This window comes from Virgibacillus kimchii (assembly GCF_055379185.1).
Genome location: NZ_AP043951.1, coordinates 1,365,834 through 1,391,892, shown reverse-complemented (window position 1 = coordinate 1,391,892; position 26,059 = coordinate 1,365,834). Strand labels below are relative to the sequence as shown.

Genomic DNA, 26,059 nt, shown 5'->3' with positions numbered 1-26,059 from the left:
TGATTGCAATGGACGTTTATTATAATCAGCAAGGGATTGGCGATGTACTTATTTTTCCGTTGGGGGAAGCAGGTCGCGACCAAATAAGAAGTGAAAAACATGGGGATGTTGTAAAAATAACAAATGAAGCCGGAAATATTATTGGTTATAACATTTTCAATGCTTCCCGCTATTTTTCTTTGGATTCTGCCGGAAGAATTCCATTGAGTGAAGCTTTGGCAGGTGAAGTACAGGAAGTTTTGAAAAAAAATGGGCTGGACGATGAGTTGAATCTGGATCTCAGTCCCAAATTTGTAGTTGGCTATGTTAAAGAAAAGAGCAGCCATGAAAATGCCGATAAGTTAAGTGTATGTCAGGTGGATGTTGGCGACTCCACGCTGCAGATTGTCTGCGGGGCACCGAATGTGGAACGGGGACAAAAAGTTGTTGTTGCCAGGGTTGGTGCGGTTATGCCAAGCGGATTGAAAATTAAACCGACAGAATTGCGGGGAGTCCCATCGAATGGTATGATATGTTCGCAAAAAGAACTGGGTTTGCCGGATGCACCAAAGGAAAAAGGTATTTATGTGCTTGATGAGACGTATAAAACGGGAACTCCTTTTGAATTTTAATATAAAGGTCAGAATGAAATGACGAATGGCAATCTTTAGGGAGGCGGGTTGTCATTCTTTTTGGCTGCAGTCTGAATGAAGGCCTATCTTACTCGGCAAGCAGCCGCATTTTCCGGATGATTTTATCGGCAAACAGGTGTAATAATGCTAGAATAGAAGTATTGCAAGAAAAAGAAATGAGTGAGTAATAATGTGGGGTAAATGGAAAAAGAAATTAGGGAAGCTTTTTTTTGAAGATGAGTCGGATGAACAGCAGGAAATAAGACAGGAAAACAGAAATCCGAATATAGAGGCAAAGATAACCTATCAATATCCAAAAGAAAAACCCTTTCGTTTTCCTGTCATCCCAGATCAACAAGCACAGCAGCCGAAACACAAATCAAATGCAGATAACCCGGCCTATAAGCGGAGAAATACTGAACCAAGCCGGGGACATCCGAAGACCACAAGAAAAACAGAGCATAAACCTTCAAGAAAAATATATAAAAAAGATTCGGATGAGCCATTTAAACTGACAGAAGTTCCATCACCTATTTACGGTTACCAGCCCCGTGTCAAAAATAAAGAGATAGAGAATGTTCCGGCCTATAAACGTAAAAAAGAAAAGGTGAGTGAACTTGAAACAGCAGAAAATATTTTTTCATCAGAAGAAACAGAAGGGATTAACCAAACAGCGGCGGGGATGATTACAGGTGAAAATGATAGAAATCAGGAAAAGGAAAGTTCGCAACAGAAACAGGAGATATTTGTAAACAAATCGGAGGTACAACCTGTTTTAGCCGAAGATCCGGGAATTGAGAAAAGAACAGGTGACGATGGGCAACATCCCAAAGAAGCACTTGCAGCAAAGCCGGATACAACAAATGAAGAACAAAGAAGTGAAGCGACTGTTCAGGAAAATGAGAAATTTCACCAAAAGAATATACAAACAGACAGACAAACACGTTCCCGGGAGAAATCAGGCAACCGGGATTCCAAAGAAAGCAATGATACATACCGGAAATACAGCCGGAAGAAACTTAGAAATCAGCAGCAGGCGGGCAATGTTCCTTTCAATGTTATGATGACCCCGGCGGATAAAAAGAGACAACTGGAGCGGGAAAAACAGCATAAAAGCACTGTTACTGAAAACAAAGTAACGGATCGTATTCCGTTCCACTTGCTTGATGATAAGGAGGAATCCTCCAATGGGGATCATCGGTGGATTCGCCAGCAGAGGGAATTGTTGGAGCAGACGTTAAAGCATTTTAATGTAAAAGCCCGTGTCGTAAATGCCGTCCAGGGTCCAACAGTAACCCGCTTTGAAGTACAGCCTGAACTGGGCGTGAAAGTCAGTAAGGTAAAAAATTTAAGCGATGATTTAAAATTGAATATGGCAGCAAAAGATATACGAATTGAAGCCCCTATTCCCGGAAAGCGGACCATTGGCATTGAAATCCCGAATAAAAAGTCACAGAAGGTCGGACTGCAGGGGTTATTTGAAACGGATGCCTTTAAAAACAGCGACTCTCCGTTAACCATTGCATTAGGTTTGAACATTGAAGGAACACCGCTTATCACTAATATACAAAAGATGCCGCACGGTCTGATTGCAGGTGCTACCGGTTCCGGGAAGAGTGTTTGTATTAATACCATTCTGGTTAGTCTTTTGTATAAGGCAAATTATGAAGATGTGAAGTTTCTTTTGATTGACCCAAAAATGGTGGAGCTTGCTCCTTACAATGGTGTTCCGCATCTTGTATCCCCGGTAATAACTGATGTAAAAGCTGCGACCCAGGCGTTGAAGTGGGCAGTCCGGGAAATGGAGGAGCGCTATGAAAAGTTTGTGGAAGAAGGAGTACGTGACATTGAAAGGTTTAATCAAAAGGTAACCGGACAGGGACGCAATCATGAGAAAATGCCATTTATCGTCATTGTGATTGATGAGCTGGCGGACCTAATGATGGTCGCTCCACAGGATGTGGAAGAAGCGATCAGCCGAATTGCTCAAAAAGCAAGAGCATGCGGGATCCATTTGCTTCTGGCTACACAGAGACCGTCTGTGGATGTAATCACCGGTCTGATAAAAGCCAATATACCAACCAGAATTGCCTTTAGCGTATCTTCCCAGGTGGATTCACGCACGATCCTGGATACATCGGGCGCGGAGAAACTGCTTGGCAAAGGGGATATGCTATTTATTGAAAATGGTACAGGAAAAAGCATCAGATTGCAGGGACCATTTGTTTCCGACGATGAAATAGAACGTGTGACCGGATACGCCAGAACGCTGGCAGAACCTGAATACTTATTTGAACAGGAAACACTTCTGAAGGAGGTTTCCACGGAAGAAACGGAAGATGAACTTTTGCAGGATGCGATCGAATTTGTCTTAAACCAACAAGGTGCAAGTACGTCATTATTGCAGCGCCATTACAAGATCGGCTATAATCGTGCAGCAAGACTGATTGATACTTTGGAAAACAAAGGGATTATTTCCGGTCAAAATGGCAGTAAGCCAAGGGAGGTACTTGTTACAAAAGCGCAATTGGAAGAAGAATACTAAGAACAGCCTACTCTGACCTTTCATTTATCAGCACCTATATAATAAATGGAAATGTAGTAAAGATGCAGGCTTTTATTGGGATGAACATCTAAAACATTAAATGTATACAATGGGGTAAAAGCATAGTGAACCCCGATAGGTAAAAATGCTCGTCTTATAATGTTTATGCCCAGGTCACCATTTTTACACAACGGAAGAGGAATCATGCAAATTTCTGCGCATTTCCAGAAAGAGGAGAGAATGCAGGATTGCCTGTATTATCATCAATTCCTCCATTCCTTATATACGTAGAAAAATGGCCGCAATAGGCCTGCTGGTAAATGTTATTATGCAAAAGGAAAATAGGTGTCTGTCTTTATACAGTTAAGTGGGTACCTTAAAAACGAAAATTAGTCATTTATGGAAAAGAGAAATTTTATTTTCATACCGTGTATATTTTGATATAATGTGAAAATAGGTGCGAGTGCCCTTGTGACAGACAGGAATAGAGGTTAAACGTTCAAGTAAGATTAAATGCAGTATTTAGACATAAACGTAAATGAAATTTGAATAATTGGAAGACCGAACCCGCTGAAAATGTGGATCAGGTTACCATACAGCATAATTTGGAGGTTCTTTTTTATGACAACTTACCATTTTATTGGTATAAAAGGGACAGGAATGGCTTCATTGGCTCAGATCCTTCATGACTCAGGAGAAAAAGTCCAGGGATCTGATGTGGAAAAACGTTTTTTTACTCAGAAGTCATTGGAAGAAAAGGGTATTCCGATTCTCCCTTTCTCAGAATCAAATATACAAGAGGGGCATACTGTCATCGCTGGAAATGCGTTTGCAGATGATCATCTGGAAATACAAAAAGCAATGGAACTGGGTTTGACTTTTTACCGTTACCATGAGTTTTTAGGTGAATGGCTAAAACAGTACACAAGTATTGCAGTTACCGGGGCCCATGGTAAAACTTCCACAACAGGTCTTTTATCCCACGTATTGAACGAAGCTTTTCCGGTTTCCTATTTAATAGGAGACGGGACAGGGAAGGGGCATGTGGATAGTCAGTACTTTGTTTTTGAAGCTTGTGAATACCGAAGGCACTTTTTGCAATATGAGCCGGATTATGCGATTATGACGAATATAGATTTTGACCATCCGGATTATTTTACAAGTATTGATGATGTGTTTGATGCCTTTCAATCCATGGCGGACAGGGTGAAAAAGGGGATCATTGCCTGCGGAGATGATGAAGAACTGCAGCACATTCAGACAAAAGTTCCTATTGTGTATTATGGGTTTAATGCGTCCAATGATTTTCAGGCACAAAATGTGCAGGAGACAAAGGAAGGCACGGAATTCGATGTGTTTGTACGCAATACGTATTATGACACGTTCACGATTCCCATGTATGGGGACCACAACATTTTAAATGCATTGGCAGTGATCGCTATATGCCATTATGAAGATATGAAAGTGGAGGAGATTAAGAAATTAAGTACCTTCCAAGGTGTAAAACGGCGTTTTACCGAAAAAGAAGTCAATAATCAGATTGTCATTGATGATTATGCCCACCATCCGAAAGAAATCACAGCTACCATTGAATCAGCCCGGAAAAAATATCCGGATAAACCGGTAGTGGCTATTTTTCAGCCTCATACATTTACAAGAACCAAAACATTCCTGCAGGAGTTTGCCGACAGTTTAAATGAAGCGGATCATGTATATTTATGTGATATTTTCGGTTCTGCCAGGGAGGAGACAGGTGTACTTACCATAAATGATTTACAAAAATTGATTGATGGTTGCAAAATTCTGGAACTGTCGGATACTCGGGTTTTGGGATCTCACGAAGACAGTGTACTCATATTTATGGGGGCAGGAGATATTCAAAAGTTTCAGGAAGCGTATGAAAATGCAGTTACAGCATGAACGATAGTATAGTGAATCTTATCTAAGATTTGCTATACTTTTTTTGATATATTTTTCCTTATGCTGACACGTTTTCATACAAATTTGTCAAATGGTTAATATAATAAAGATAAGTATGCTTGCTTTTTTACCATTAAATTTGTTTCAATAGAGTAGAGAAAGGGTAACATTTATGTAAGGTTTAGTCACATATCCAAGGCTTCCATGAGATAGTACGATCGGCAGCAGGAATCATACTCTCGTTTATAGCATTCATATGACAGGTTATGAAGAGACTTGTCTTTCTATCTCATCAGCTTTGTTTTTAAAGACCCTGGTCACGACAACACCGTACATGCTCATTCAGGTACAGTAAAGGGAGTGATAATCAAAATGGAAATTATGTTGTATATTGCAGCATTCATCGCAGTAGTTGCTTTTGTGGTATTGGTCGTGTATGCGGTCACTACGTTTAAACAAGTACAAAAGACGATGAGCAATGTAACAGAAACGCTGGACGGGCTTGAAAAGCAAATGGAGGGTGTCACTACCGAGGCAACACAGCTGCTTAACAAAACAAACCGATTGGCAGAAGATCTGAATCAAAAGTCCGAGAAAGTGGACGGGTTGTTTGATGGTGCAAAGAGTATTGGAAACTCCGTGAAAGGTTTTAATCAATCGCTGCAACAACTCTCAAACAGCATCTCCAAAACAGCATCTGAAGACCCAGAAAAAGTTTCACAAGCTGTTAAATGGGGATCTGCTATTATTGATTTATGGAAAAAAAAGAAAAATTAAACAAGAGGAGGAATTCGGAATGGCGGACAATAACATAAACACGAAGGATTTTATTATTGGTACATTAATTGGTGGAATGGTAGGTGCAGCAGCCGCGTTATTATTTGCTCCAAAAACCGGAAAAGAATTACGCGGTGACATTAACCAAGGTGCAAGCCAAGTGAAGGACCGTGCGATTGAACTGGGAGGCCAGGCACAGGAAAAAGGTGCAGTATGGAAAGATAAAGCATATACAACCGGAGCAGAACTAAAGAGAAAAGCCATGGATACCAGCTCCGAGCTTACGAAGAATGCTACAGATAAAACAAAAGAATTAACAGGGTCTGTAAAGGAAAAGATTGAAGAGAAGCGCCGACAAGGAGAAAGTGCCGTTGACAAAGCTGCAAATGAAGCACAGGAAGCAGTGGAGGAAGCTGAAAATACAGCAGAAGACATGAAAAAAACACAATAGGGTGAAAATGTAAACTCATGCACTTGAACGGAACGTTCAAGTGCATATTTTATGGTACGGTCATCAATTAACTATGAAAAAATTTTGCAGGCGCCTGAACATGTTTATTTGAAAATTGAGCTCTAAATACGAGCAATAAAAGGCATAACCCTCATTTACGATAAATTGATCAAATGTATAACTAAAAAATGCAGAACTTGCCATAGTGTTTGCAAATAAGACGGCTTTTCTTATATTAATTTTCAAATGTTATCGACAAAGAAATAATAATTAGCTATAATGGTGACTAATTATAAATTTTTAACTGAGATGAGGGAGAGATGAGCTATGGAAAATATTGAACAATTACGCGAGCAGCTGGATGAAGTTAATGCGGATATGTTATCACTTATTAATAAACGTGCTACACTCGTTCAGCAAATAGGAGAAATAAAATCAAAACAGGGTACGAAACGGTTTGATCCAGTTCGTGAAAGAGATATGCTGGATAAAATAACGGATAAAAATGATGGACCGTTTGAAGATGCCACAATTCAACATATATTTAAGGAAATTTTTAAAGCAGGCCTTGAGTTGCAGGAGGATGACCATCGGAAGGCACTGCTTGTTTCCAGAAAGAAAAAGCCTGAGAATACAATTATTGATATAAAAGGCGCAAAAGTGGGAAATGGAAATACGCAATATGTGATGGGCCCTTGTGCTGTTGAAAGTTATGAGCAAGTGGAACAGGTGGCAGAAGCCGTGAAAAATAAAGGGTTAAAGTTGTTGCGCGGTGGTGCATTTAAGCCGAGAACTTCTCCCTATGACTTCCAGGGGCTGGGTGTGGAAGGACTGCAAATATTAAGAAAAGCAGCAGATAAGCACGGCTTGGCGGTAGTCAGCGAAATCATAAATCCTGCCCATATTGAAGAAGCATTGGACTATGTCGACGTGATTCAAATTGGTGCGAGAAACATGCAAAACTTTGAATTACTGAAAGCGGCGGGAGACGTCGATAAGCCAGTATTGTTAAAACGCGGACTATCAGCAACAATTTCCGAATTTATCAATGCAGCAGAATATATCATATCCCGCGGGAATGGAAATATTATACTTTGTGAAAGAGGTATCAGAACGTACGAGAAAGCGACAAGAAATACGCTGGATATTTCCGCCGTACCTGTATTGAAAAAGGAAACACACTTGCCGGTCATGGTGGATGTGACACATTCAACCGGAAGAAGAGACTTATTATTGCCAACAGCGAAAGCAGCTATTGCCATTGGTGCGGATGGTGTCATGGCAGAAGTGCATCCGGATCCGGCTGTTGCTCTCTCCGATTCGGCACAGCAAATGGATATTCCAACATTTAATACATTCATGGATGAGATTCTTTCTATGGATGAGCGGATGAAAGCAGCAGAAACCCGTTAATTATTATAGTGGAAATGTGATTTCCTATCGGATGAAAAAAAGGCTGGCCATCATAAAAATGGCAGCCTTTATTTTTTGCAGGGATTTTAGTAGGATAGCTCAAATACAGTGTTTCTTTTTGTAATTTTTTTCATTGTGGAGTATGATAAAGAAAATAGAGGACGATAAGAGATATATTGCAGGAGGTTATAACGGTGAACATAACAATCTATGATGTAGCAAGAGAAGCGAACGTTTCCATGGCAACTGTATCAAGAGTGGTAAATGGAAACCCAAATGTAAAACCGACAACAAGAAAGAAAGTATTAGGCGTCATTGAGCAGCTGGGCTATCGTCCAAACGCAGTGGCAAGAGGGTTGGCAAGCAAAAAGACAACAACTGTCGGTGCAATAATTCCTGATATTTCCAGTATATTCTATGCTGAGTTGGCAAGGGGAATTGAAGATATTGCTACTATGTATAAATACAATATTATATTGAGCAATTCGGACCAGAATAAAGATAAAGAACTGCAACTGATAGATACCATGCTGGAAAAACAGGTGGACGGCCTCATTTTTATGGGAGGACATATTTCTGAAGAGCATGTACAACAATTTCAAACGGCTCCGGTTCCGGTTGTTTTAGCAGCAACGTATGACGACCAGGCCGTTGTTCCATCAGTAAATATTGATTATGAACAAGCTGCATATGAAGCCACCAAATCTCTAATTGATGGCGGGAATAAACAGCCGGCATTTATATGCGGTCAGGATGACGGGCATATAAATGAGCTTAAATATAAAGGGTATACCCGGGCATTACAGGAGCTGGCAGGTGCTGTTAATGAAGATTATATCATCCGCGGAGATTATTCCTATGATTCCGGTGCAGAAGCAGTACAGCAGCTGCTGGAATTGAATGAGAGTCCGACAGCCGTTTTCGTTGCTTCGGATGAAATGGCGCTTGGTGTTATTCATGGGGCCCAGGATAAAGGGTATCGTGTACCGGAAGATCTCGAAGTGGTCGGTTTTGACAATACGAGGCTTGCCACCATGGTTCGACCGACATTATCCACGGTTGTCCAGCCTATGTACGATATTGGTGCGGTAGCAATGAGACTTCTGACCAAATTTATGAACAAAGAAGAAGTAGATGAGCAAAAAGTAATCCTTCCTCATCGAATTGAAAAAAGGCGTTCAACTAATTAAATAATTTGCCGATATAAGGAGTAGAAATAAATTTTAATGCCTTGTGCAGTTCCAAGTTCGTTCTGCATAAGTGTAATTGGCTTTTTCCGCAAGGCTTTGCGATAAGCCAAGTGTTTAAGGGGCGGGATTATGAGAAAACGGGATATATTAACTCCTATCGGCATTACATTTGGTTTTATAATGATTATGCTTGCAGTGGCATCCAGAGGCGGAACAGAAGGTGCCGTAAACTTTTTGGATATTACATCTATTTTTATCGTTATCGGCGGGTTGATTGCCTCCATGTTGATTAATTTCAAGATGGAACAGATTAAATTGACAAGAAAGGTGATGAATGAAGCCTTTCATAAAAATGAACAGCGGCTACCTGAATTAATTGCTTTATTTATACGTTTATCAGAACGGGCGCGAAGAGAAGGCCTCCTTGCATTGGAAAGTGATATAGAGGAAGTGGATGACCCATTTATTCGTAAGGGCATCCATCTTGCTGTTGATGGAATTGAACCGGAAGTTATTAATGATATTATGAATGCAGAAATAACAGCGATGGAAGACCGCCATTACAGAGGCAGGGCCCTGATTGAAAAAGCTGCTGAATATGCCCCGGCCTGGGGAATGATTGGAACACTTGTCGGGCTCGTTATGATGCTGAATAGCCTGGAGGATCCGGCCACTCTTGGTCCGAGCATGGCTGTGGCATTATTGACCACATTATACGGAACGATTCTGGCTAATTTGTTTTTCTCCCCGATGGCAAGCAAGCTGGAGAGTAAAACAGAAGAAGAAGTATTTATGAAACAGGTAATTATTGAAGGGATTATTGGTGTCCAGTCTGGACAGAATCCAAGAATTCTGGAAGAAAAATTAAGTGCTTTTCTTTCCGACGAAGCGAAGGAACAACAGGAAGATTCCGAAGAAGCCGGTTTCGTGGAGGAGAGAATAAATGAAGCGTAGGGAAATTAAAAAAAGAAAAAAGAGCGGTGCACCTAAATGGATGGTTACGTATTCAGACATGGTGACTCTTATTTTGGTTTTCTTCATTCTTTTATTTTCCATGTCACAAATTGATTTGGTGAAATTTGAAGCTATTTCCGAATCATTTCAAAATAGGATGATACTTGATTTCTATCCTTCTGCTGTGCCTGCAGAATATCCGACAGAACATACAAGTATTGAAGAGCGCGGAAGGGATACTAATGAATTTGAAACACCGACACAATTAAGGGATAATACAGACCGTGATGAAAGAGAAGAAATTGATTCATTGACCTCTTTAATGGAAGAAGTGGAAAGTTACCTGGAGAAAAATGAGCTGCATCAGGTTATTTCCGCTAATCGTACGGAGCGGGGTGTCGTACTTGTATTACAGGAAAGCATCCTTTTTGAGTCGGCTGAAGCGGAAATATTGGATACGGGAAAACCTTTCTTAAGTAAAATCGGTTCACTTTTGCATGATTTACCAAATAGTGTGAAAGTCGAGGGTCATACGGACAGCAGACCGATTTCCAATTACAGGTATCCATCCAACTGGGAATTATCCGGGGCACGGGCAAGCAGTGTCATCCGCTATCTTATTGAGGAAAACGAATTTGATGAATCACGGTTCAGCGCAGCTGGTTATGCTGACACAAGACCGGCCGTACCAAACGATTCACCACAAAATTGGAGCCAAAATAGACGAGTGGAAATAGTAATTATGGAATGAAACAGGGAACGGTTGTCCTGTTTCTTTTTTTATGTGGACGAAAAACGAGAAACTTAATGCAGAGGCTTTAGAATGTTAAATGATGAATAATGCATCTCCATCTGAAATGATTGTTTGTTAAAAAAACAGGATGAGAAAAGTTCTCATCCTGTTATTTCACCGGTTTTGTATATTGTAACAGATTTTTAAGCAGCTTTTCGTTCTTTTCCGTTATTTCTACTTTTCTTGGTATACTTGGTCTGATTTCTTCCGGATCATGCCAGAACTTTGGAAGTTCAACAGGAGAATTGGGCTGCCATTTTTCAAGCCAACTGGAAGGAATCGAACCGGCTGCCACTTCCCCATGGGCCATGACATTCCAGATTTGCGACCAGGCTCTTGGAACCACCCGCCAAATATCATAACCGCCACCGCCAAGCGCTATCCATTTGCCGTCACAATATTGATGTGCCAATTCATGGGATAGGACTGGAATTCGTTCATAAATTTTCATGGATGCAGATAAATGGGTTAAAGGATCATAGAAATGAGAATCTGCACCATTTTGTGTGACAATCACATCAGGTTGAAAAAAATCCGTAATCTCTCTGAAAGCGGATTCATATACTTGAAGAAAAGATTCATCCTCGGTAAATGCATCAATTGGCAGATTAAAGGAAAAACCGTGACCTTCCTTTATTCCACGTTCATTCACATTGCCTGTACCCGGAAAAAGGTACCTTCCTGTTTCATGAATGGAAAATGTGCATACATTTGGATCATCGTAAAATGCCCATTGCACACCGTCTCCGTGATGCGCATCTGTATCTACATACAGGACACGCAAATTGTATTTTTCCCGAATATATTTAATTGCAACGGCACCATCATTGTATATGCAAAACCCTGCAGCTTTTCGTTTAAAGCCATGATGAAGTCCGCCGCCCAGGTTCAAGGCATGATCACTTGCGCCTTTTAAGACAGCATCAACTGCAGTTAAAGTGCCGCCTACCAGGTAACTTGATGCTTCATGCATATTTTCAAAAATAGGGGTGTCCTCTGTGCCAAGACCAAATTCATACCCATCTGCTTCTGTTAGTCTTCCATTGCTGGCTTTTTTGACTGCCTCAATATAGGAACGATCATGAAATAGAGCAAGTTCCTCTTCCGTTGCCATGCGGGGTGCTATTATTTGCTCTTTTGTAAGCCGATTCGTCTCCTCCAATAGCTCTTTTGAAAGAATCACCCGTTTCTGGTTAAAGGGATGTTCTTCATGAAAATGATACTTCAGGAATGCATCGGAGAACACAAAGGAAGCATTACACTTCATAGTTTTGGCTCCGGTATATTATTCGGCCACATTAATTCATATCCCGCATCTCTTAAGTCCTGAATAATTGGCAACGGATTCATCGTTTGGACGCGAAATACAAGTATCTTATAATCGGGGTCCGCTTTGTAAGGGTATACTAACACAGATACAATATTTGTCTTACGTTTACCGAAAATAGATGTGACTTCAGGCAAAATACCAGGCCGGTGGGGTACTTTTATCTCAATATGGGAACTTTGGACATGGGTGCCTGTCAGTTGAATAAGTGTATACAGCATATCTTTTTCAGTCACGATGCCGATCAATTTATTGTCTCTCACCACAGGCAATGCAGCAAATTCTTCATCATAAAAAATCCGGGCAATCTCTTCCACAAAATCGAGCGGATGAATCGTAACTACCGGTGAACTCATGATAGAGCGCAGTTCATAATCCATTTCATGGGAATTATCTTCTTCATCCTCAAAAATAGACGGACTCGCATCACGGACATCACGGTCTGAAACAATGCCGACTACGAAAAAGTCTTCATTCACAATAGGTATATGCCTGATTCGGTGCTTTTGCAGCAACAATAATGCTTCTTTTATCGTTGCATTGGGCGGCAAAGTCACTACGTCCGTTTTCATAATTTCTTCAACAAGCATGTTACAACCCCTCCCGCATACTTTTATACCTATGTCTCTGTAAAAATCGTAATTTATCAAACTCTTTGATCGAAGACTCCGGTACATTTTCTCCAATACGTACCATCAGACAGTTGGCCGGGTGGGAAATGATCTCCGGGTCATCAGTTGGGGCAGGTAGCAGTCCACCGGCTGCCATCATTTTTTCCATCATTTTACGGTAATCCCAAATACTCAATGATGTTCTGTCCAGATCCCAATGCCAGTAATATTCCGTCGAAATCACAATATAATTCTCCATAAAATCATCCATCATGGAAACTTTCAATAAACCGGAAGCCACCCCTGCACCGCGATAATCCGGGATCACCTCGATGGCTCCCAGCATGATTAAGTCTTCCATGTTGAATTCCGACCATCGTTCCATCGGATCGGGATACAAATAGGTCACATAACCAACAATGGTATCCTCCGTTCTTGCAATGATAATTCTGCCTTCAGGAAAATCGGCAATGTTTAAAAGTGCCTCAAATTGTTTTTCAGCAGGGCGAAAGGCTGTTAACAATTCATGAAAATGATATTTTTTTAATTCCTCGGAAGGAAGGGGGCCTTCAATGGTAATTGTTTCACCGGAAGCATCACGTGTTTGCACATGATAGCTTTTCTTATGCTCCATCCATTTCACCGCCTACATAATTTTAAAATCGCTTACATTGTATTATACAGGATATTGCTGTGTAATTTTAGTCATAAATCAAAAAAAGTGTAAATCGATGTCATGATGCATTCATTTAAAGCCATAGAAGCGGGAGTTATTCTCTTGAACGTATTAAGAATTAAAATGAAAGCAGGACCAATGAGTTTTATTAATGGAAGGATTTTACTGCCAATAAAAAAGGGAAGCAAAACGCTTCCCTTTTAAACTATTAATCTACTTCCTCATCTTCGTCTTCTTCATCCTCGTTCTCGTCTTCCTCGTCCTCATCCGCATCATCCTCATCATCTTCCTCCTCATCGTCGGTGCCATTGCTGCCATTTCCGTTTCCACTATTGCCGTTTCCGTTCCCATTTTCCCCGTTGTTACTTTCCTCATCATTTCTGTTTTCGTCATCATTGTTATTGCCATTGTTGTTATTATCGTTATTTTCATCGCCATTATCATTTCCGTTGCTGTCATCGGCACTATCGTTTCCGTTTCCGTCTCCAATAGAGACTTCATTGGATGCAGATGATTCACGGCCAAAATAGTCAACAGCTTTCACATGATAGACGCCATCTGATGAATCGATGGAATAGTCGGTATCAGTGGTGCTGCCCACTCGGGAAAAGCTTCCGCCGGATTCACTTGCTCGGTACACCCGGTATCCCACAATATTTTGCCCTGTCGTTCTATCCCAGGATAGATTTGAGCCCGATGATGAAACGGACGGTGCAGATGGAGCACTGCCGGTATCTTCAATGGAGCTGCTTGCCCCTGTATTGGAAGGAGAAACACTTATTTTCTCCCATTTTTCTGTTTCGGTACGTGGATAAAGCTGTGTCAAATCGCTCAATTCATCCCAGCCCATCCGTTCCAGAAAATCAGGGTTAAAGGCAAGGCCATCTCCTTCCACAAATTCACTTGGTGTATCCGGTCCGGCAACAACGGCATTTCCGTCCACCATTACAGTATTACCGGAAATCAAACTGTCATCTTCCTCTGTAGGTACGTATTTCTCATTAAAAATATCGGTTTTAACAAGACCGGCTTCTTCACACAAATCAGATGGAAGCATACCGGAGATGGCACAATAGCTTCTTTCGACAATGCCGTCCGGGCGTGTGAACCTGTCAGACGGTGCCAGCAAATCCGGGTTATTATCTGTCGCAGCGTTGATCAAATCTGCCCAAAGCTGCATGTTCATTCGGCTGTAGCTTAAGTGTGAACCTGTTTCGTAAATGGAATGAGGCGTATCATAACCCATCCAAGTCCCAAATGTCACATTGGGGTTAGTCGCAACAAACCAGGCATCATGATAATCATTGGATGTTCCTGTTTTTCCTGCCCAGTCCACACTTCCGTAACGCAATTGTGAGTTCAGGTATTGCCCCGTACCTTCGCTGATTACACTTCGCATCATATCAATCATTAAATAGTTTGTTTGTGGGCTGAATACTTCAACTTCTTCTGTTTCATGTTCATAAACAATATCTCCGTCTTCCGTAGTAATTTTTTCTATCATAAATCCATCGGCAAATTGTCCGTTGTTCCCAAAGGTGGAGAAGGCATTAATATTTTCTTCGATGTATACTCCCCTGTCCATAGCACCGATGGATAAAGAACGGATCTCATGGTCCGATTCAGACAGAGTGGAAATACCCATCTTTTCCAAATACTCTTCTGAAGGTCTTTCATCCATAATATCCAGATATACCTCTGCTGCCGGTATGTTATAGGAATTAGCATGCGCGGTTCTGGCGGAAACAATTCCATAATGGCCCCCGCCATAATTGCCTAAATTCCAATTCGGATAATTTCTGTCATAATCAGCTATCGGCGTACCCGGCTGTACTCTCCCTTTTTCCATTGCCGGAGCGTAGTCGAGCAGGGGTTTTATTGTACTTCCTGGTGATCTGGTTGCCTGTGTGGCATAATTTAATTCCTGCTCTTGACTGTGCTCACGACCACCGACGAAACTGATGATTCTACCTGTATTATTTTCAATCAGCATAGCAGCGGTCTGAAGAGGATTGGTTTTTTCCACCATTTCGCCTGTATCGGGGTCTTCCTCTGTAAAGGTCCTGGTAGGTCCATAATATTGATATTCTTTCGCCACTCTCTGCATTAAGTCATAAATCTCTTTATCAATGGTGGAGTGGATGTCATAACCGCCAACGCGCAAGTCTCTTCTGGCCATTTCATCATATTCCTGATTCAAATCTGCATCTTCTTCCAGATCCTCTTCTGTATATCCATCCTGTTCAGCCAGATGCGTCTTTAAAATGTCTTTTGCCCTGTTCTGCAGCTCATAAGTCAAATACGGATAGGAGTCAAGGGGTGATTCTGCTCCTTCTGTAAAGTCAGCTGTTATATCATATTCCATCGCTTCGTCATACTCATCCTCGGTAATATAGCCGGAATCGAGCATTCGGCTTAACACCGATTTCATCCGGTTAATTCCGGGCTGCATCCCGTTTTCGTCCTTTAATTCCCCTTGGTTGGTAAAGGGGGTATAAGCAGAAGGGCTTTGGGGAAGGCCCGCAAGAAAAGCAGCCTGTGGAAGATTAATTTCTTCTGCGTCTATGCCAAATATACCCTGTGCAGCTGTTTGAATTCCTGCTATATTGTCTCCGGATGCATTTCTGCCAAATGGTACAATATTTAAGTATGCTTCCAGAATTTCCTCCTTTTCAAAAAAACGTTCCAACCTCATAGCAAGAAGAATCTCCTGCGCTTTCCGTTCAAAGGAAACTTCATCTGTAAGTATCTGATTTTTAATTAATTGTTGTGTCAACGTACTTCCGCCCGTTCTTGTATCGGCGTTTGTTGCTTCCTGGACAATCGCACGCAAAATGGCACTTGGCACGATACCGTCATGTTCATTGAAATTATCATCCTCAGTTGCGATGACCGCATTAATTAAAACAGGCGACACATCTTCCAGGGATGTATCTTCCCTGAACAAGTCTGCCTGGACATTGCCGATATAAATGTCATCCGCAAAGTACAGTTTCGATGTTTCCTCGTAATTGTAAATATCATCTGCCATCACTTCATACGGGCGAACAGGCTCATCTTTAACAAGAGAGGCAAAGTAGCCCGCACCAAGACCTCCGGCAAAAAACATGCCAATAAAGCCAACGATAAGGAAAAACAGAATTACATTCCAGAAAACATCGTACGTAATTCTGGATGAACGCTGAATTTTTCCTGTCCTCCATAACTCCTTCACTTTTTGGCCGGATTTATGGTAAAATTGCTTTAAATCCATGTCAAAACCTCCTATAATTGCTTTTCTATTATAGCATAGATAGGTTTATCTTGTATAAAAATTTTGGTTGATTCTTGCTTTATTTGTACAACTGTGTTATGAATAGATAATAATTTATTTGCTGATAAAAATGAAGCTATGTGCCGGGAAGGATACGAGTAGTTATGCAAATCCCTGTTTCAGAGAGCTGGCGGCAGGTGAAAGCCAGACATATTTGCAGGCGAATTACATATCCGGAGCATTCTCATTGATGAAGTATATCATCATTGGAGACGGTGGAAACATCGTTAACAATCCGAAGTGGCAATCTAAGTTGCAACAAGGGTGGTACCGCGTCTAACTCGTCCCTTTCTTTAGGGAGGAGTTTTTTATTTTCAATATAAAATATGATGGAGTGTGAAGAGTTTGGATATTTTAGAGGATTTGGAAACACGGGGATTGGTACATCAAATAACAGACAGAGAAGGGCTGAAAAAGCATCTGGATGAGAATCAGGTCACATTATACTGCGGGTTTGATCCAACGGCTGACAGTCTGCATATTGGTCATTTACTGCCAATTACGATGCTGAAACGGTTTCAGAAAGCAGGGCATAAGCCCATTGCACTGGTTGGCGGGGGAACCGGAATGATTGGAGACCCGAGTGGTCGTACGACAGAACGTACTCTGAATGAAAGTGAAGTCGTACTTGGATACACAGAAAAAATCCGGGAGCAAATTTCCAGGCTGGTGGAATCGGACGAAGACGAAATCCCGGTAGTATCCAGAAACAACCATGACTGGCTTTCCAAAATGACGGTCATTGATTTTCTGCGCGATGCAGGGAAGCATTTCGGCATTAATTACATGCTCGCTAAAGAATCTGTGTCAGCCAGAATAGAGCAGGGGATCACCTACACTGAGTTCAGTTACATGATTTTACAATCGATAGACTTTCTGAAGTTGTATGAACAGGAAGACTGCACACTGCAAATCGGAGGAAGCGACCAGTGGGGCAACATTACTGCGGGAATGGAATATATCCGGCGGTCCAGAGAAAATCTGGAGGAAGAAACAAATGTATTTGGTCTTACCGTACCACTGATCACAAAAGCAGATGGCACGAAGTTCGGTAAAACGGCCGGTGGTGCAGTATGGCTTGATCCGGAAAAGACCAGCCCGTATGAATTTTATCAGTTCTGGCTGAATACCGATGATCGTGATGTTATTAAGTTTTTACGCTATTTTACCTTTATTTCCGAAGAAGAGATTCAGGAACTGGAGACGGAAGTGAAGACCCGTCCGGAAAAACGTGCTGCACAGAAACGTCTGGCAGAAGAAATGACAAGAGAAGTCCATAGTGAAGAAGCCCTTAAGCAGGCACAGAATATTTCTTCATCCTTATTCAGTGGAGATGTGAAAGCATTGTCTGTAAGTGAAATTGAACAAGGATTCAAGGATGTACCATCTTATGAAACAGGGAAAGAGGATATCGGGTTAATTGATCTATTGGTGAATGCTTCCATTTCTTCTTCAAAAAGACAGGCGAGGGAGGATATCTCCAACGGGGCCATTTATATTAATGGGGAACGCGTGCAGGATTTAAAATATACCGTGGATGAAAAAGACCGCCTTGAAGATAAGTTTACCCTTATCCGGCGGGGAAAGAAGAAATATACTTTGATTCGGTATGAATAAGATGGGAATTTAAGGAAAGAGGCTGGGTCAAAATGTGTTAAATTGGCGTACAACCCGTCTTGTCAGCTCCGGAAATATACGTAAACTCCTTGAACATGCATGCATGTTTTCTGTGTGCGATGACATAATGGAGATGTATTTAGTCATTCCGGGGAATAGGATCCGGCACATCCCCCGGGGATATGTCAGCACGGGGAGACCGCGGAATATGTCGGCACAAGGAGGCCGGCGGCAAAGAAGACACTGTGAAAGCGACCAAAGGGATTTTGAATAATGCTCTTCGGTGGGAAAAGCATTTACACGCAGTCCCAGATGCTTTTCGGTGGGACGAGCATTTACGCGCAGTCCCAGATGCTCTTCGGTGGGACGAGCATTTACGCGCAGTCCCAGATCTCGTATTTGTGCCCGTGTTGAAAGCTGAGAATATTTTCCGGATCTGGCCTATAAGCGCAAGTTGTGTGAAGTGCGGATCTTTTAATCTTTGTCCCAGCCTCTTTCTTCTGTTTGTATGAAAGTTCTTCACCTATTCATTTCGATTCCAATTTCCTTTACACGAGCTCATCGGCCCCAACATACTTAAACCTGATTCAAAAATGAAAGTGAAGAAGCCCGGTTTTATATTCGGATTCATGATCCTCGAGGCTTCGTCCGGGCTTTCTTTCACTTCTCACTATATCTTAAAAAAGAAAATAGTGGGTAAGGTCACCCGTCGATGATCTTACCCATTAATCTTAGTATGTTTTGTACTTTTTATATTTTGGCAGTTATTTACTTAGCTTCCTATAAAAGCAATAACTGCTTGATCCATGTACTTATTCTAGTGAAAAATTGAAAAAATAGTTTCCAATTATAGATTGCTTGACGTATAATTATTCTAACTAATGGCCGATTTCTTGATATTAGTAAGGTAATTAATTTATGAAGAAGAATCCGGCCAAATCAAAAAGAAAGGAAAATGTCGATGCTTTACAAACAACATAAAAAACCTTATGAATTGGAAGCTTTCGAGTATTTGGATGTTCGAATGCATTTATCCGGCAGGGACAAGCAGTATTACTATTCCCTCAAAAAAGGCTATGAAGGAGAGAGAGTATTTGATTCATTAACGGAGAAGCTCCAATGCGAATGTTTTATATTAAATGACCTGCTGCTGAACTCCAATAACACTACCTTCCAAATTGATACACTTATTATTACCTCGGAAACCATCTACCTGTATGAAGTTAAAAATCTTGATGGGGACTATTATTACGATGACGAATCAGGTAAATTTTATAAGATATCCAATAAATCCCAATTGGAAATTACTAACCCTTTACACCAGTTAGATAGAAAGGAATCTCTCCTTCGAAAGCTGCTCTTCAAACAAGGATACAATCTCCCAATTAGTCCTTCGGTAGTTTTTATTCATTCTGAGTTTACTTTATATCAAGCGCCACTTAACAAACCTATTATTTACCCAAATCAAATCAAACGTTATTTAAACAAGCTAAGTAACATACCTTTAAAATTAAATAATAGACACAAGATGCTTGCTGAGAAGTTAAAATCACTTCATATTTCCAAAAAGGATCATGGAAATTTGCCCCCTTACCAATATGATCAACTTCAAAAAGGTATTATCTGTCTGGAATGTAATTCTTTTTCCGTTATCGTGGAAGGGGCCAAATGTGTTTGCCATAAATGCGGTTACGCAGAAAAAGTTACAGAAGCAGTCATACGCAGTGTGCAGGAATACAAGCTTCTTTTTCCGGATCAAATAATTACAACGAATGTTATCCATGATTGGTGCCAAGTAATACATTCTAAAAAGAGAATAAAAAGAATACTGGACAAAAATTATAAAAAGTTAGGAGAAAATCGATGGGTATACTACGAGTAAATAGAAGTAAAAATCGGAGGCAGGCTCCGTTTCATAATGTTTACCGAAGCCACATGTGCTTGCTGCAGAACTGTCCTCGAGCCATGTTATCAAGGCCAAAATTGCCATTGTTTGTTGCAGAACTGTCCTCGAGCGACGCTATCAAGGCCAAAATCGCCTGTGTTTGCTATAGAATTGTCCTCGAGCCGCGCTATCAAGGACAAAATCACATGTGTTTGCTATAGAACTGTCCCCGAGCCACGCTATGAAGGAAAAAATCTCATGTTTTTCCAATGAAATTTCTACCATAGGGAATATAGAAGAGATTTTTCCTGGATTGGCGAAAATGTCCCTTTATCAGACACGCATCCAATTTATGTATAGAAAAGCAAAAGCCCCTCCACAAATCGGAGGGGCTTTTTAGTCCTATTAACGAGAGTAGAACTCAACAATAAGCGCTTCATTAATTTCTGCCGGTAACTCAGCGCGCTCAGGATAACGATTGTACGTCCCTGTTTTCTTGTCTGCATCAAACGTGATGTATTCAGGAACGAAGTTGTTTACTTCAATTGCTTCCTCAATAATATCAAGTTTTTCGGATTTTTCACGCAGTCCGATTTCCTGACCTGGTTGAACACGGTAGGATGGAATATCAACGCGATGTCCGTCTACAGTAATATGACCATGGTTCACAAGCTGACGGGCCTGGCGGCGTGTACGAGCCAATCCCATACGGTAAACAAGGTTATCCAGGCGTGATTCGAGCAGAATCATGAAGTTTTCACCGTGGATCCCTTTCATTTTACCTGCTGCGTCAAACAGTGTACGGAATTGACGTTCATTCAATCCATACATGAAACGGAGCTTTTGCTTTTCCTGCATCTGCAGTCCGTATTCTGTCATTTTCTTTCGTTGTGTTGGTCCGTGCTGACCAGGAGCGTAAGGGCGTTTATCCAGTTCCTTACCAGTTCCGGTTAATGAAATGCCAAGACGACGTGATTTTTTCCATACTGGTCCAGTATATCGTGCCATAAGACATTTCCTCCTTTTTATTTTATTTGCATAAAATAAAAGAGCGTGACATTCCTACCTGTCCATTATGTTTTCATGTACCATCGCTCCAGCAGCTAAGAGTTACGCGATACACCTCGGGAAATAATTTTCCGCAACGAGGAACAAAATGGGTGCAAATAGAAAAACACATAGGCTACTTTAATATTTTACACAACGAATAGTATATAACGTTTAGGGCCGGAAGTCAATAAAGAATTCAAAAACCAGTATGCATATTTGTGTATAGGAAAATATAATGAAAATAATAGCTTGTTTCCGCGTTTTATTGAGTGACTGTAAAGCTCGGATGGTATAAATATATCAAAGATTAGGATGAGGCTTATGACATTCCCTTCTCAATTGCGGAAAGAATTAAAAACCAGTTACTTTGATTTGATCTCGGAATGTAACCTGGATCATCTTGACCAGTTATGGACCGGGATGATGAAAAAATTAACAAAAATCGTACATGCCAGCTGTGCAGCAATCTATTTGTATGATCCCTGTTTACAGTTTATCAATTGCAATCCCCGTTTCAGAATGAAACAGCAGATTTAAAAGAAAACGTTAAAACAACAGATCCCCAACATGTATCACCTTTCAACGATGTGCGGGGGGCAGATTATTCAACTCGTAAATGGATCTGAGGAGAAAGCATTCATCTATATTGCCTTTGAAAAGTATTTTGATAAACAAATATTACATATCATTAAAACAGAGACGGAAAAGTTTATGCGCGGTATTTCCGGGGTTTCAGCAAAGCTCATGAAGAAAAAACTTCAGACAGTTCTATCTGATTTAGCAGCACATTTATTTTCATTTTCACGTAAAGAGGATATTCTAAAGGAAGTAACGAAACTTCTCAAGGATCTATACCCCGAAATCACGCTTTATTTATTGCTTGCCCAGGATATGGAACCTGTACTGGACTTGCCTGTTAAAAAATGGAATACAGTAGGGGTAACACGATAAAGTGCGGTTTGCAAGCGTTTATGTCTGGTGAATTAAGGACGGAGAGCTGCACGGGATGATTGTCGTTATGCATGAAGATAAGGACTATTTTACCTTTGATGTTTTTAAGCTTCTATAGGCTTTAATCTGGCATTCCACTCTTGCACTGGCAAATGCATTATTAATGGAGAAACTTGAGAAAGCTGTTATTACGGATTATTTAACAAACCTGTACTCACGTAATTACCTGGAGGAACAGATTGCAAAACACAAAACCGGGACATTAATATTGTTTGATATTGATGATTTTAAAATCGTAAACGATAACTACGGACACCATATTGGTGATGAAGTGTAAAAAAAGTAGCAGAAATTATCTTTACCTATACAGAAACAATGGATGTGGCAGCAAGGTGGGGAGGAGAGGAATTGGCGCTTTATTCCCCGAACATCACGGTTAACCAGGGGGTGCAAGTTGCAGGGTTGATTTTAAGGAATGTGATAGAAAACACAAACCCGTCCATTACCCTGTCTTCCGGAGTATCTTCCTGGGACCACAGCAGGGATGAATCTGTAGGTGACTTGTTTATTAGAGCGGATAAGGCACTGCATGAAGCCAAAAAAAGCGGTAAACACAGTGTAGTGAAGAAAAGAAAGTGTAGAAATCTTGATTGGAACAGGAACCCCGTTTTCACTTCGGATATGAATACGGGGACTTCCGTTTTTTAAAATTATATTGCAGCTCAATTATTGCAAGTGTTTTTCCAGTTCAATAACAAATTTTTCAAGATAAGTTTCATCCTCCGCGTCAAAGCGGTCTTTGATCGGACTGTCAATATCAAGCACACCGTAAATATTGCCATCGTTTATGATGGGAATAACGATTTCGGATTGGCTTTTTGCATCGCATGCGATATGGCCGGGGAAAGCGTGGACATCGGCAATGCGCTGGGTTTTCCTTTCCTTTACTGCTGTACCGCATACCCCTTTGCCATATGCGATCCGAATACATGCAGGCAGCCCCTGGAAAGGGCCGAGTACTAACTCATTCTCTTTCCAGATATAAAAGCCGACCCAATTAATATTGGTTAAAAATTGATTCAGCAAAGCGGATGCGTTGGCTAGGATGGCGGTTGTGTCCGATTCATCTTCGCTTAATGCTTTTAATTGATTAATGACAAGTGCATAATCTTTTTCTTTTGAGCCTGAGTAAACAGCGGTTTCAAACATATTTATTTCTCTCCTTCATAAATTTCTCATGATATTCGACAAAGCTGATTATTTTGTCGAGGAAAAAATGCAGGAATATTTGCTTGTTTGTCGTAATCTTGAAGTAAGGAGTTGAAAAAGGTGAAAACAAATCCGTCTAAACAAAAAGTAGTTGAAGCAGCATCCTCATTATTTTTCCAAAAAGGTTTTCATGGTACAAGTGTCCGTGATATTGCAGAGAAAGCTTCTGTCAATGTGTCCTTAATCAGTTATTATTTTAAAGGAAAACAAGGATTGTTGGAATACGCAGTTACCCATTACTATGAAGAATACTTGAATGTAATGGAAGCAGAACTGGAGAAAACAGAAAAATTAACAGCACTGGACAGGCTGAAAACCCTAATTTTTACTATTATACAGTATAAACAGAGCAATCATCAATTCTCTTGTTTTGTCCATCGGGAACTGTCTTTGGATTCTGTTTTCGTCAGAGAAATGGCAGTTACGTATTTGGCAAAGGAAAATCATTATTTACAGCATGCATTTCAACGTACAATGGAGAACCGGAAAATGAATTCCGATGAGAAACATTATTTATTCATGCAGCTGAAAGGCATGCTGATTACGCCTTACATAATGCATAACGAATGGAAGAATGACCGGGCAGCAGATTTTACCGGTGAAATATTTGTAAATAAATATGTGAAGACCATCCATCAATGGCTCGATTTTATTACTGATCAGCAAAATATCCATGTTAAAAAATAAAAGATGTCGTTTTCTTAATTTATTTGTATATTTTTAGCCAAAAATGTGTGTAACATGGTATTATTATAATTATACATATGAGAGTGGGAAGCCCAGTCTATAAGAGAAATTTTATTTTTGTGGAAAATAATTAAATTACCCTCTGTTGGGAAGGTGTGGGGGAGCAGTATATGGCGTATATTATTGGAGTTATTTTAATTGTTATTACATTGATTATTATTGGATTAATTTTGAGAAAACGCGTGTATGATATGGTAGACCGGTGTGAAGCCTGGAAAATGGATATTATGGGAAGAAATATTGCAGGAGAACTTTCCCGTATAAAACAATTGAATTTGACCGGGGAAACCCAGGCCAAATTTGAGACCTGGAAAGAGCGGTGGGATCAGATTGTAACAAAAGAACTTCCTGATATTGAAGAGCATTTATTCGATGCAGAGGAAGCAGCTGACCGTTATAGATTCTCCAAAGCGAAGAAGACGTTAAATGAGACGGAAAAAGTATTGGTAAACATTGAAGAGGATATTGAAAAAATGCTGAACGAAGTGGATGACCTGATGGAATCAGAGGAATCAGGCAGAAAAGAAGCAGAGCAAATTGAGCCTGCGATCAAATCATTGCGAAAAAATCTTTCTCAGCAGCGTTACCAATACGGAAAGGCAGAAAGTTATTTTGATGGTGAAATTGATCAGTTGGGCGAGAAGCTTGCTGATTATAATGATGAAATCAAGTCTGGAAATTACTACCGGGCAAAACAGCTGATTGATGAGCTGAGGGTGGATTTAATCGAATTGGAAGAAGAAATGGAAGCATTTCCGGATATATATAAGAAATGTAAGCAGGAATTGCCATCCCAGCTTCAGGAATTGCATGCCGGTGTAAAAGAGATGAAGGAGGATGGGTATCGGGTAGACCACCTGGCCTTTGAAAAAGAAATACGTACTTATCAGGAAAGCCTCTCAGACAGTCTTGAAAAATTGGATAAAGGTGATGCCTCTTCAGCAAAGGAAATCATGCCCGAGATAGATGAGAGAATCCAGGAAATGTACCGGTTGCTCGAAAAAGAAGCAATTGCCAAAAATTATTTGGAGAATCAAATTCCCGGCTATAAAAAATCCGTTCATAAAATAGATCATATTTTTGAAGACACAAGGGCGGAAGTCGAGGAACTCCAAAAATTCTACTATATAGAAGACAGTGATATGGAACGGTTTCTATCTCTTGAAAAGGCGATCACAAGACTTAAGGCTGAGTTGACCGAGCTTGAAGATGATATGGAGAACGAGGATTCCTCTCATTCGGAACTGAGGGAAAAAATAGAGCAGGGTTTTCTTCATGTGGAGGAATTGGAACGTGCCCATGAAGCATTTACATCCAGAATTCAAAATCTCAGAAAAGACGAAATGGAAGCAAAAGCCAAATTATCAGAGATCAGGAATGAGTTATATCATACGCAGCGAAAACTGAAGAAAAGTAATGTGCCGGGTGTCCCTCATTTTATTTGGGATTCGATGGAGAATGCTTCCAATAAAAACAAGCAGGTTCTGGCAGCTCTGGAAAATCAGCCATTGGATATGAATGATGTACAGCAGGTTCTGGCAGAAGCGGAAAATGCAGTGAATCATATGGCTGAACAGACAGAAATAATGCTGGATCAGGCCTATTTGACCGAACAGGTAATCCAGTATGCAAACAGGTACCGCAGTCAATATCCGCTGCTGGCTGCCAAATTAACCGAAGCTGAGCGATTGTTCCGATCATATGAGTATGAATTATCACTGGAGCATGCAGCAAAAGCGGTGGAAGAAATAGAACCAGGTGCTTTAAAGCGGATTGAAGAGCATCAAAAAACAGCAATAAATTAATTTAATGAAATGTCATTTCACGAGGCTGTCTTTTATGAATCGTTTTCTGCAACAGGGGATTCGGTTCTTTGAGGCAGTCTCTTTTCGTGCTATAATGTGTGGATGCAAGAAAAAACGTTTTTTTACAATGATAATGAAGTATTGATTTTAAGGA

21 protein-coding genes, 1 pseudogene and 1 other annotated feature are annotated in these 26,059 nt (G+C 40.7%); of the genes and pseudogenes, 16 read left to right on the top strand and 6 right to left on the bottom strand.

The features are described 5' to 3' along the window. Window positions 1-8 precede the first annotated feature (8 nt). From ytpR to motS, 9 genes are all read left to right on the top strand, one after another. Window positions 9-611, top strand: a complete 603-nt coding sequence (gene ytpR, locus ACZ42C_RS07110; protein ID WP_461180724.1) for a YtpR family tRNA-binding protein — start codon at window positions 9-11, stop codon at window positions 609-611. 190 nt (window positions 612-801) lie between these two features. Further along, on the top strand, window positions 802-3,156 hold the full coding sequence (locus ACZ42C_RS07105; protein WP_461180723.1) for a DNA translocase FtsK: 2,355 nt from the start codon (window positions 802-804) through the stop codon (window positions 3,154-3,156). 621 nt (window positions 3,157-3,777) lie between these two features. Next, window positions 3,778-5,076, top strand: coding sequence for a UDP-N-acetylmuramate--L-alanine ligase (murC, locus tag ACZ42C_RS07100; protein ID WP_461180722.1), 1,299 nt, complete (start codon window positions 3,778-3,780; stop codon window positions 5,074-5,076). Window positions 5,077-5,448: 372 nt separating this feature from the next. Further along, window positions 5,449-5,853, top strand: coding sequence for a DUF948 domain-containing protein (locus ACZ42C_RS07095; RefSeq protein ID WP_461180721.1), 405 nt, complete (start codon window positions 5,449-5,451; stop codon window positions 5,851-5,853). A gap of 19 nt (window positions 5,854-5,872) precedes the next feature. Then, window positions 5,873-6,304 (top strand): YtxH domain-containing protein, encoded by a 432-nt coding sequence (locus ACZ42C_RS07090; protein ID WP_461180720.1) that lies wholly within the window; start codon window positions 5,873-5,875, stop codon window positions 6,302-6,304. A 327-nt stretch (window positions 6,305-6,631) separates the two neighbouring features. Beyond that, window positions 6,632-7,717, top strand: a complete 1,086-nt coding sequence (locus ACZ42C_RS07085; protein ID WP_461180719.1) for a bifunctional 3-deoxy-7-phosphoheptulonate synthase/chorismate mutase — start codon at window positions 6,632-6,634, stop codon at window positions 7,715-7,717. A 194-nt stretch (window positions 7,718-7,911) separates the two neighbouring features. Continuing rightward, window positions 7,912-8,907 (top strand): catabolite control protein A, encoded by a 996-nt coding sequence (gene ccpA, locus ACZ42C_RS07080; protein ID WP_461180718.1) that lies wholly within the window; start codon window positions 7,912-7,914, stop codon window positions 8,905-8,907. Window positions 8,908-9,036: 129 nt separating this feature from the next. Beyond that, complete coding sequence (gene motP / locus ACZ42C_RS07075) at window positions 9,037-9,861, top strand: flagellar motor protein MotP (RefSeq protein ID WP_461180717.1); 825 nt, start codon at window positions 9,037-9,039, stop codon at window positions 9,859-9,861. Next, window positions 9,851-10,612 carry a flagellar motor protein MotS gene (motS, locus tag ACZ42C_RS07070; protein WP_461180716.1) on the top strand — a complete coding sequence of 254 codons (762 nt, stop codon included), beginning with the start codon at window positions 9,851-9,853 and terminating at the stop codon, window positions 10,610-10,612. Before motP ends, motS begins: the two co-directional genes overlap by 11 nt. A gap of 151 nt (window positions 10,613-10,763) precedes the next feature. Here motS and ACZ42C_RS07065 read toward each other — a convergent pair whose 3' ends face one another. From ACZ42C_RS07065 to ACZ42C_RS07050, 4 genes are all read right to left on the bottom strand, one after another. After that, a complete protein-coding gene (locus ACZ42C_RS07065) occupies window positions 10,764-11,921 on the bottom strand; it encodes an acetoin utilization protein AcuC (protein ID WP_461180715.1) in 1,158 nt (385 codons plus the stop codon). After that, complete coding sequence (locus ACZ42C_RS07060) at window positions 11,918-12,571, bottom strand: acetoin utilization AcuB family protein (protein ID WP_461180714.1); 654 nt, start codon at window positions 12,569-12,571, stop codon at window positions 11,918-11,920. Before ACZ42C_RS07060 ends, ACZ42C_RS07065 begins: the two co-directional genes overlap by 4 nt. A gap of 1 nt (window position 12,572) precedes the next feature. Then, entirely contained in the window at window positions 12,573-13,226 is a 654-nt protein-coding gene (locus ACZ42C_RS07055; RefSeq protein ID WP_461180713.1) for a GNAT family N-acetyltransferase, read from the bottom strand. A gap of 250 nt (window positions 13,227-13,476) precedes the next feature. Beyond that, window positions 13,477-16,521: a transglycosylase domain-containing protein gene (locus ACZ42C_RS07050; protein WP_461180712.1), complete on the bottom strand. Its 3,045-nt coding sequence runs from the start codon at window positions 16,519-16,521 to the stop codon at window positions 13,477-13,479. 136 nt (window positions 16,522-16,657) lie between these two features. Beyond that, window positions 16,658-16,873, top strand: a binding site (T-box leader). A 53-nt stretch (window positions 16,874-16,926) separates the two neighbouring features. On the opposite strand from ACZ42C_RS07050, the gene tyrS reads away from it, so the two are divergent. Both tyrS and ACZ42C_RS07040 read left to right on the top strand, forming a co-directional pair. Continuing rightward, entirely contained in the window at window positions 16,927-18,198 is a 1,272-nt protein-coding gene (gene tyrS / locus ACZ42C_RS07045; RefSeq protein ID WP_461180711.1) for a tyrosine--tRNA ligase, read from the top strand. Window positions 18,199-19,159: 961 nt separating this feature from the next. Then, window positions 19,160-20,080 (top strand): nuclease-related domain-containing protein, encoded by a 921-nt coding sequence (locus ACZ42C_RS07040; RefSeq protein WP_461180710.1) that lies wholly within the window; start codon window positions 19,160-19,162, stop codon window positions 20,078-20,080. Window positions 20,081-20,488: 408 nt separating this feature from the next. Here ACZ42C_RS07040 and rpsD read toward each other — a convergent pair whose 3' ends face one another. Beyond that, window positions 20,489-21,091 (bottom strand): 30S ribosomal protein S4, encoded by a 603-nt coding sequence (gene rpsD, locus ACZ42C_RS07035; RefSeq protein ID WP_461180709.1) that lies wholly within the window; start codon window positions 21,089-21,091, stop codon window positions 20,489-20,491. Window positions 21,092-21,454: 363 nt separating this feature from the next. On the opposite strand from rpsD, the gene ACZ42C_RS07030 reads away from it, so the two are divergent. The 3 genes and pseudogenes from ACZ42C_RS07030 to ACZ42C_RS07020 form a co-directional block, all read left to right on the top strand. Beyond that, on the top strand, window positions 21,455-21,670 hold the full coding sequence (locus ACZ42C_RS07030) for a hypothetical protein (protein ID WP_461180708.1): 216 nt from the start codon (window positions 21,455-21,457) through the stop codon (window positions 21,668-21,670). 30 nt (window positions 21,671-21,700) lie between these two features. Continuing rightward, entirely contained in the window at window positions 21,701-22,084 is a 384-nt protein-coding gene (locus ACZ42C_RS07025) for a hypothetical protein (RefSeq protein WP_461180707.1), read from the top strand. Window positions 22,085-22,283: 199 nt separating this feature from the next. Then, window positions 22,284-22,789 (top strand): annotated as a pseudogene (locus ACZ42C_RS07020) (diguanylate cyclase domain-containing protein); the annotation flags it as partial. 21 nt (window positions 22,790-22,810) lie between these two features. Here ACZ42C_RS07020 and ACZ42C_RS07015 read toward each other — a convergent pair. Continuing rightward, window positions 22,811-23,293, bottom strand: coding sequence for a GAF domain-containing protein (locus ACZ42C_RS07015; protein WP_461180706.1), 483 nt, complete (start codon window positions 23,291-23,293; stop codon window positions 22,811-22,813). Window positions 23,294-23,413: 120 nt separating this feature from the next. Between ACZ42C_RS07015 and refZ the strand changes: the two genes are divergently transcribed. Beyond that, a complete protein-coding gene (refZ, locus tag ACZ42C_RS07010) occupies window positions 23,414-24,040 on the top strand; it encodes a forespore capture DNA-binding protein RefZ (protein ID WP_461180705.1) in 627 nt (208 codons plus the stop codon). A 170-nt stretch (window positions 24,041-24,210) separates the two neighbouring features. Then, window positions 24,211-25,905, top strand: a complete 1,695-nt coding sequence (gene ezrA, locus ACZ42C_RS07005; protein WP_461180704.1) for a septation ring formation regulator EzrA — start codon at window positions 24,211-24,213, stop codon at window positions 25,903-25,905. Window positions 25,906-26,059: the final 154 nt, after the last annotated feature.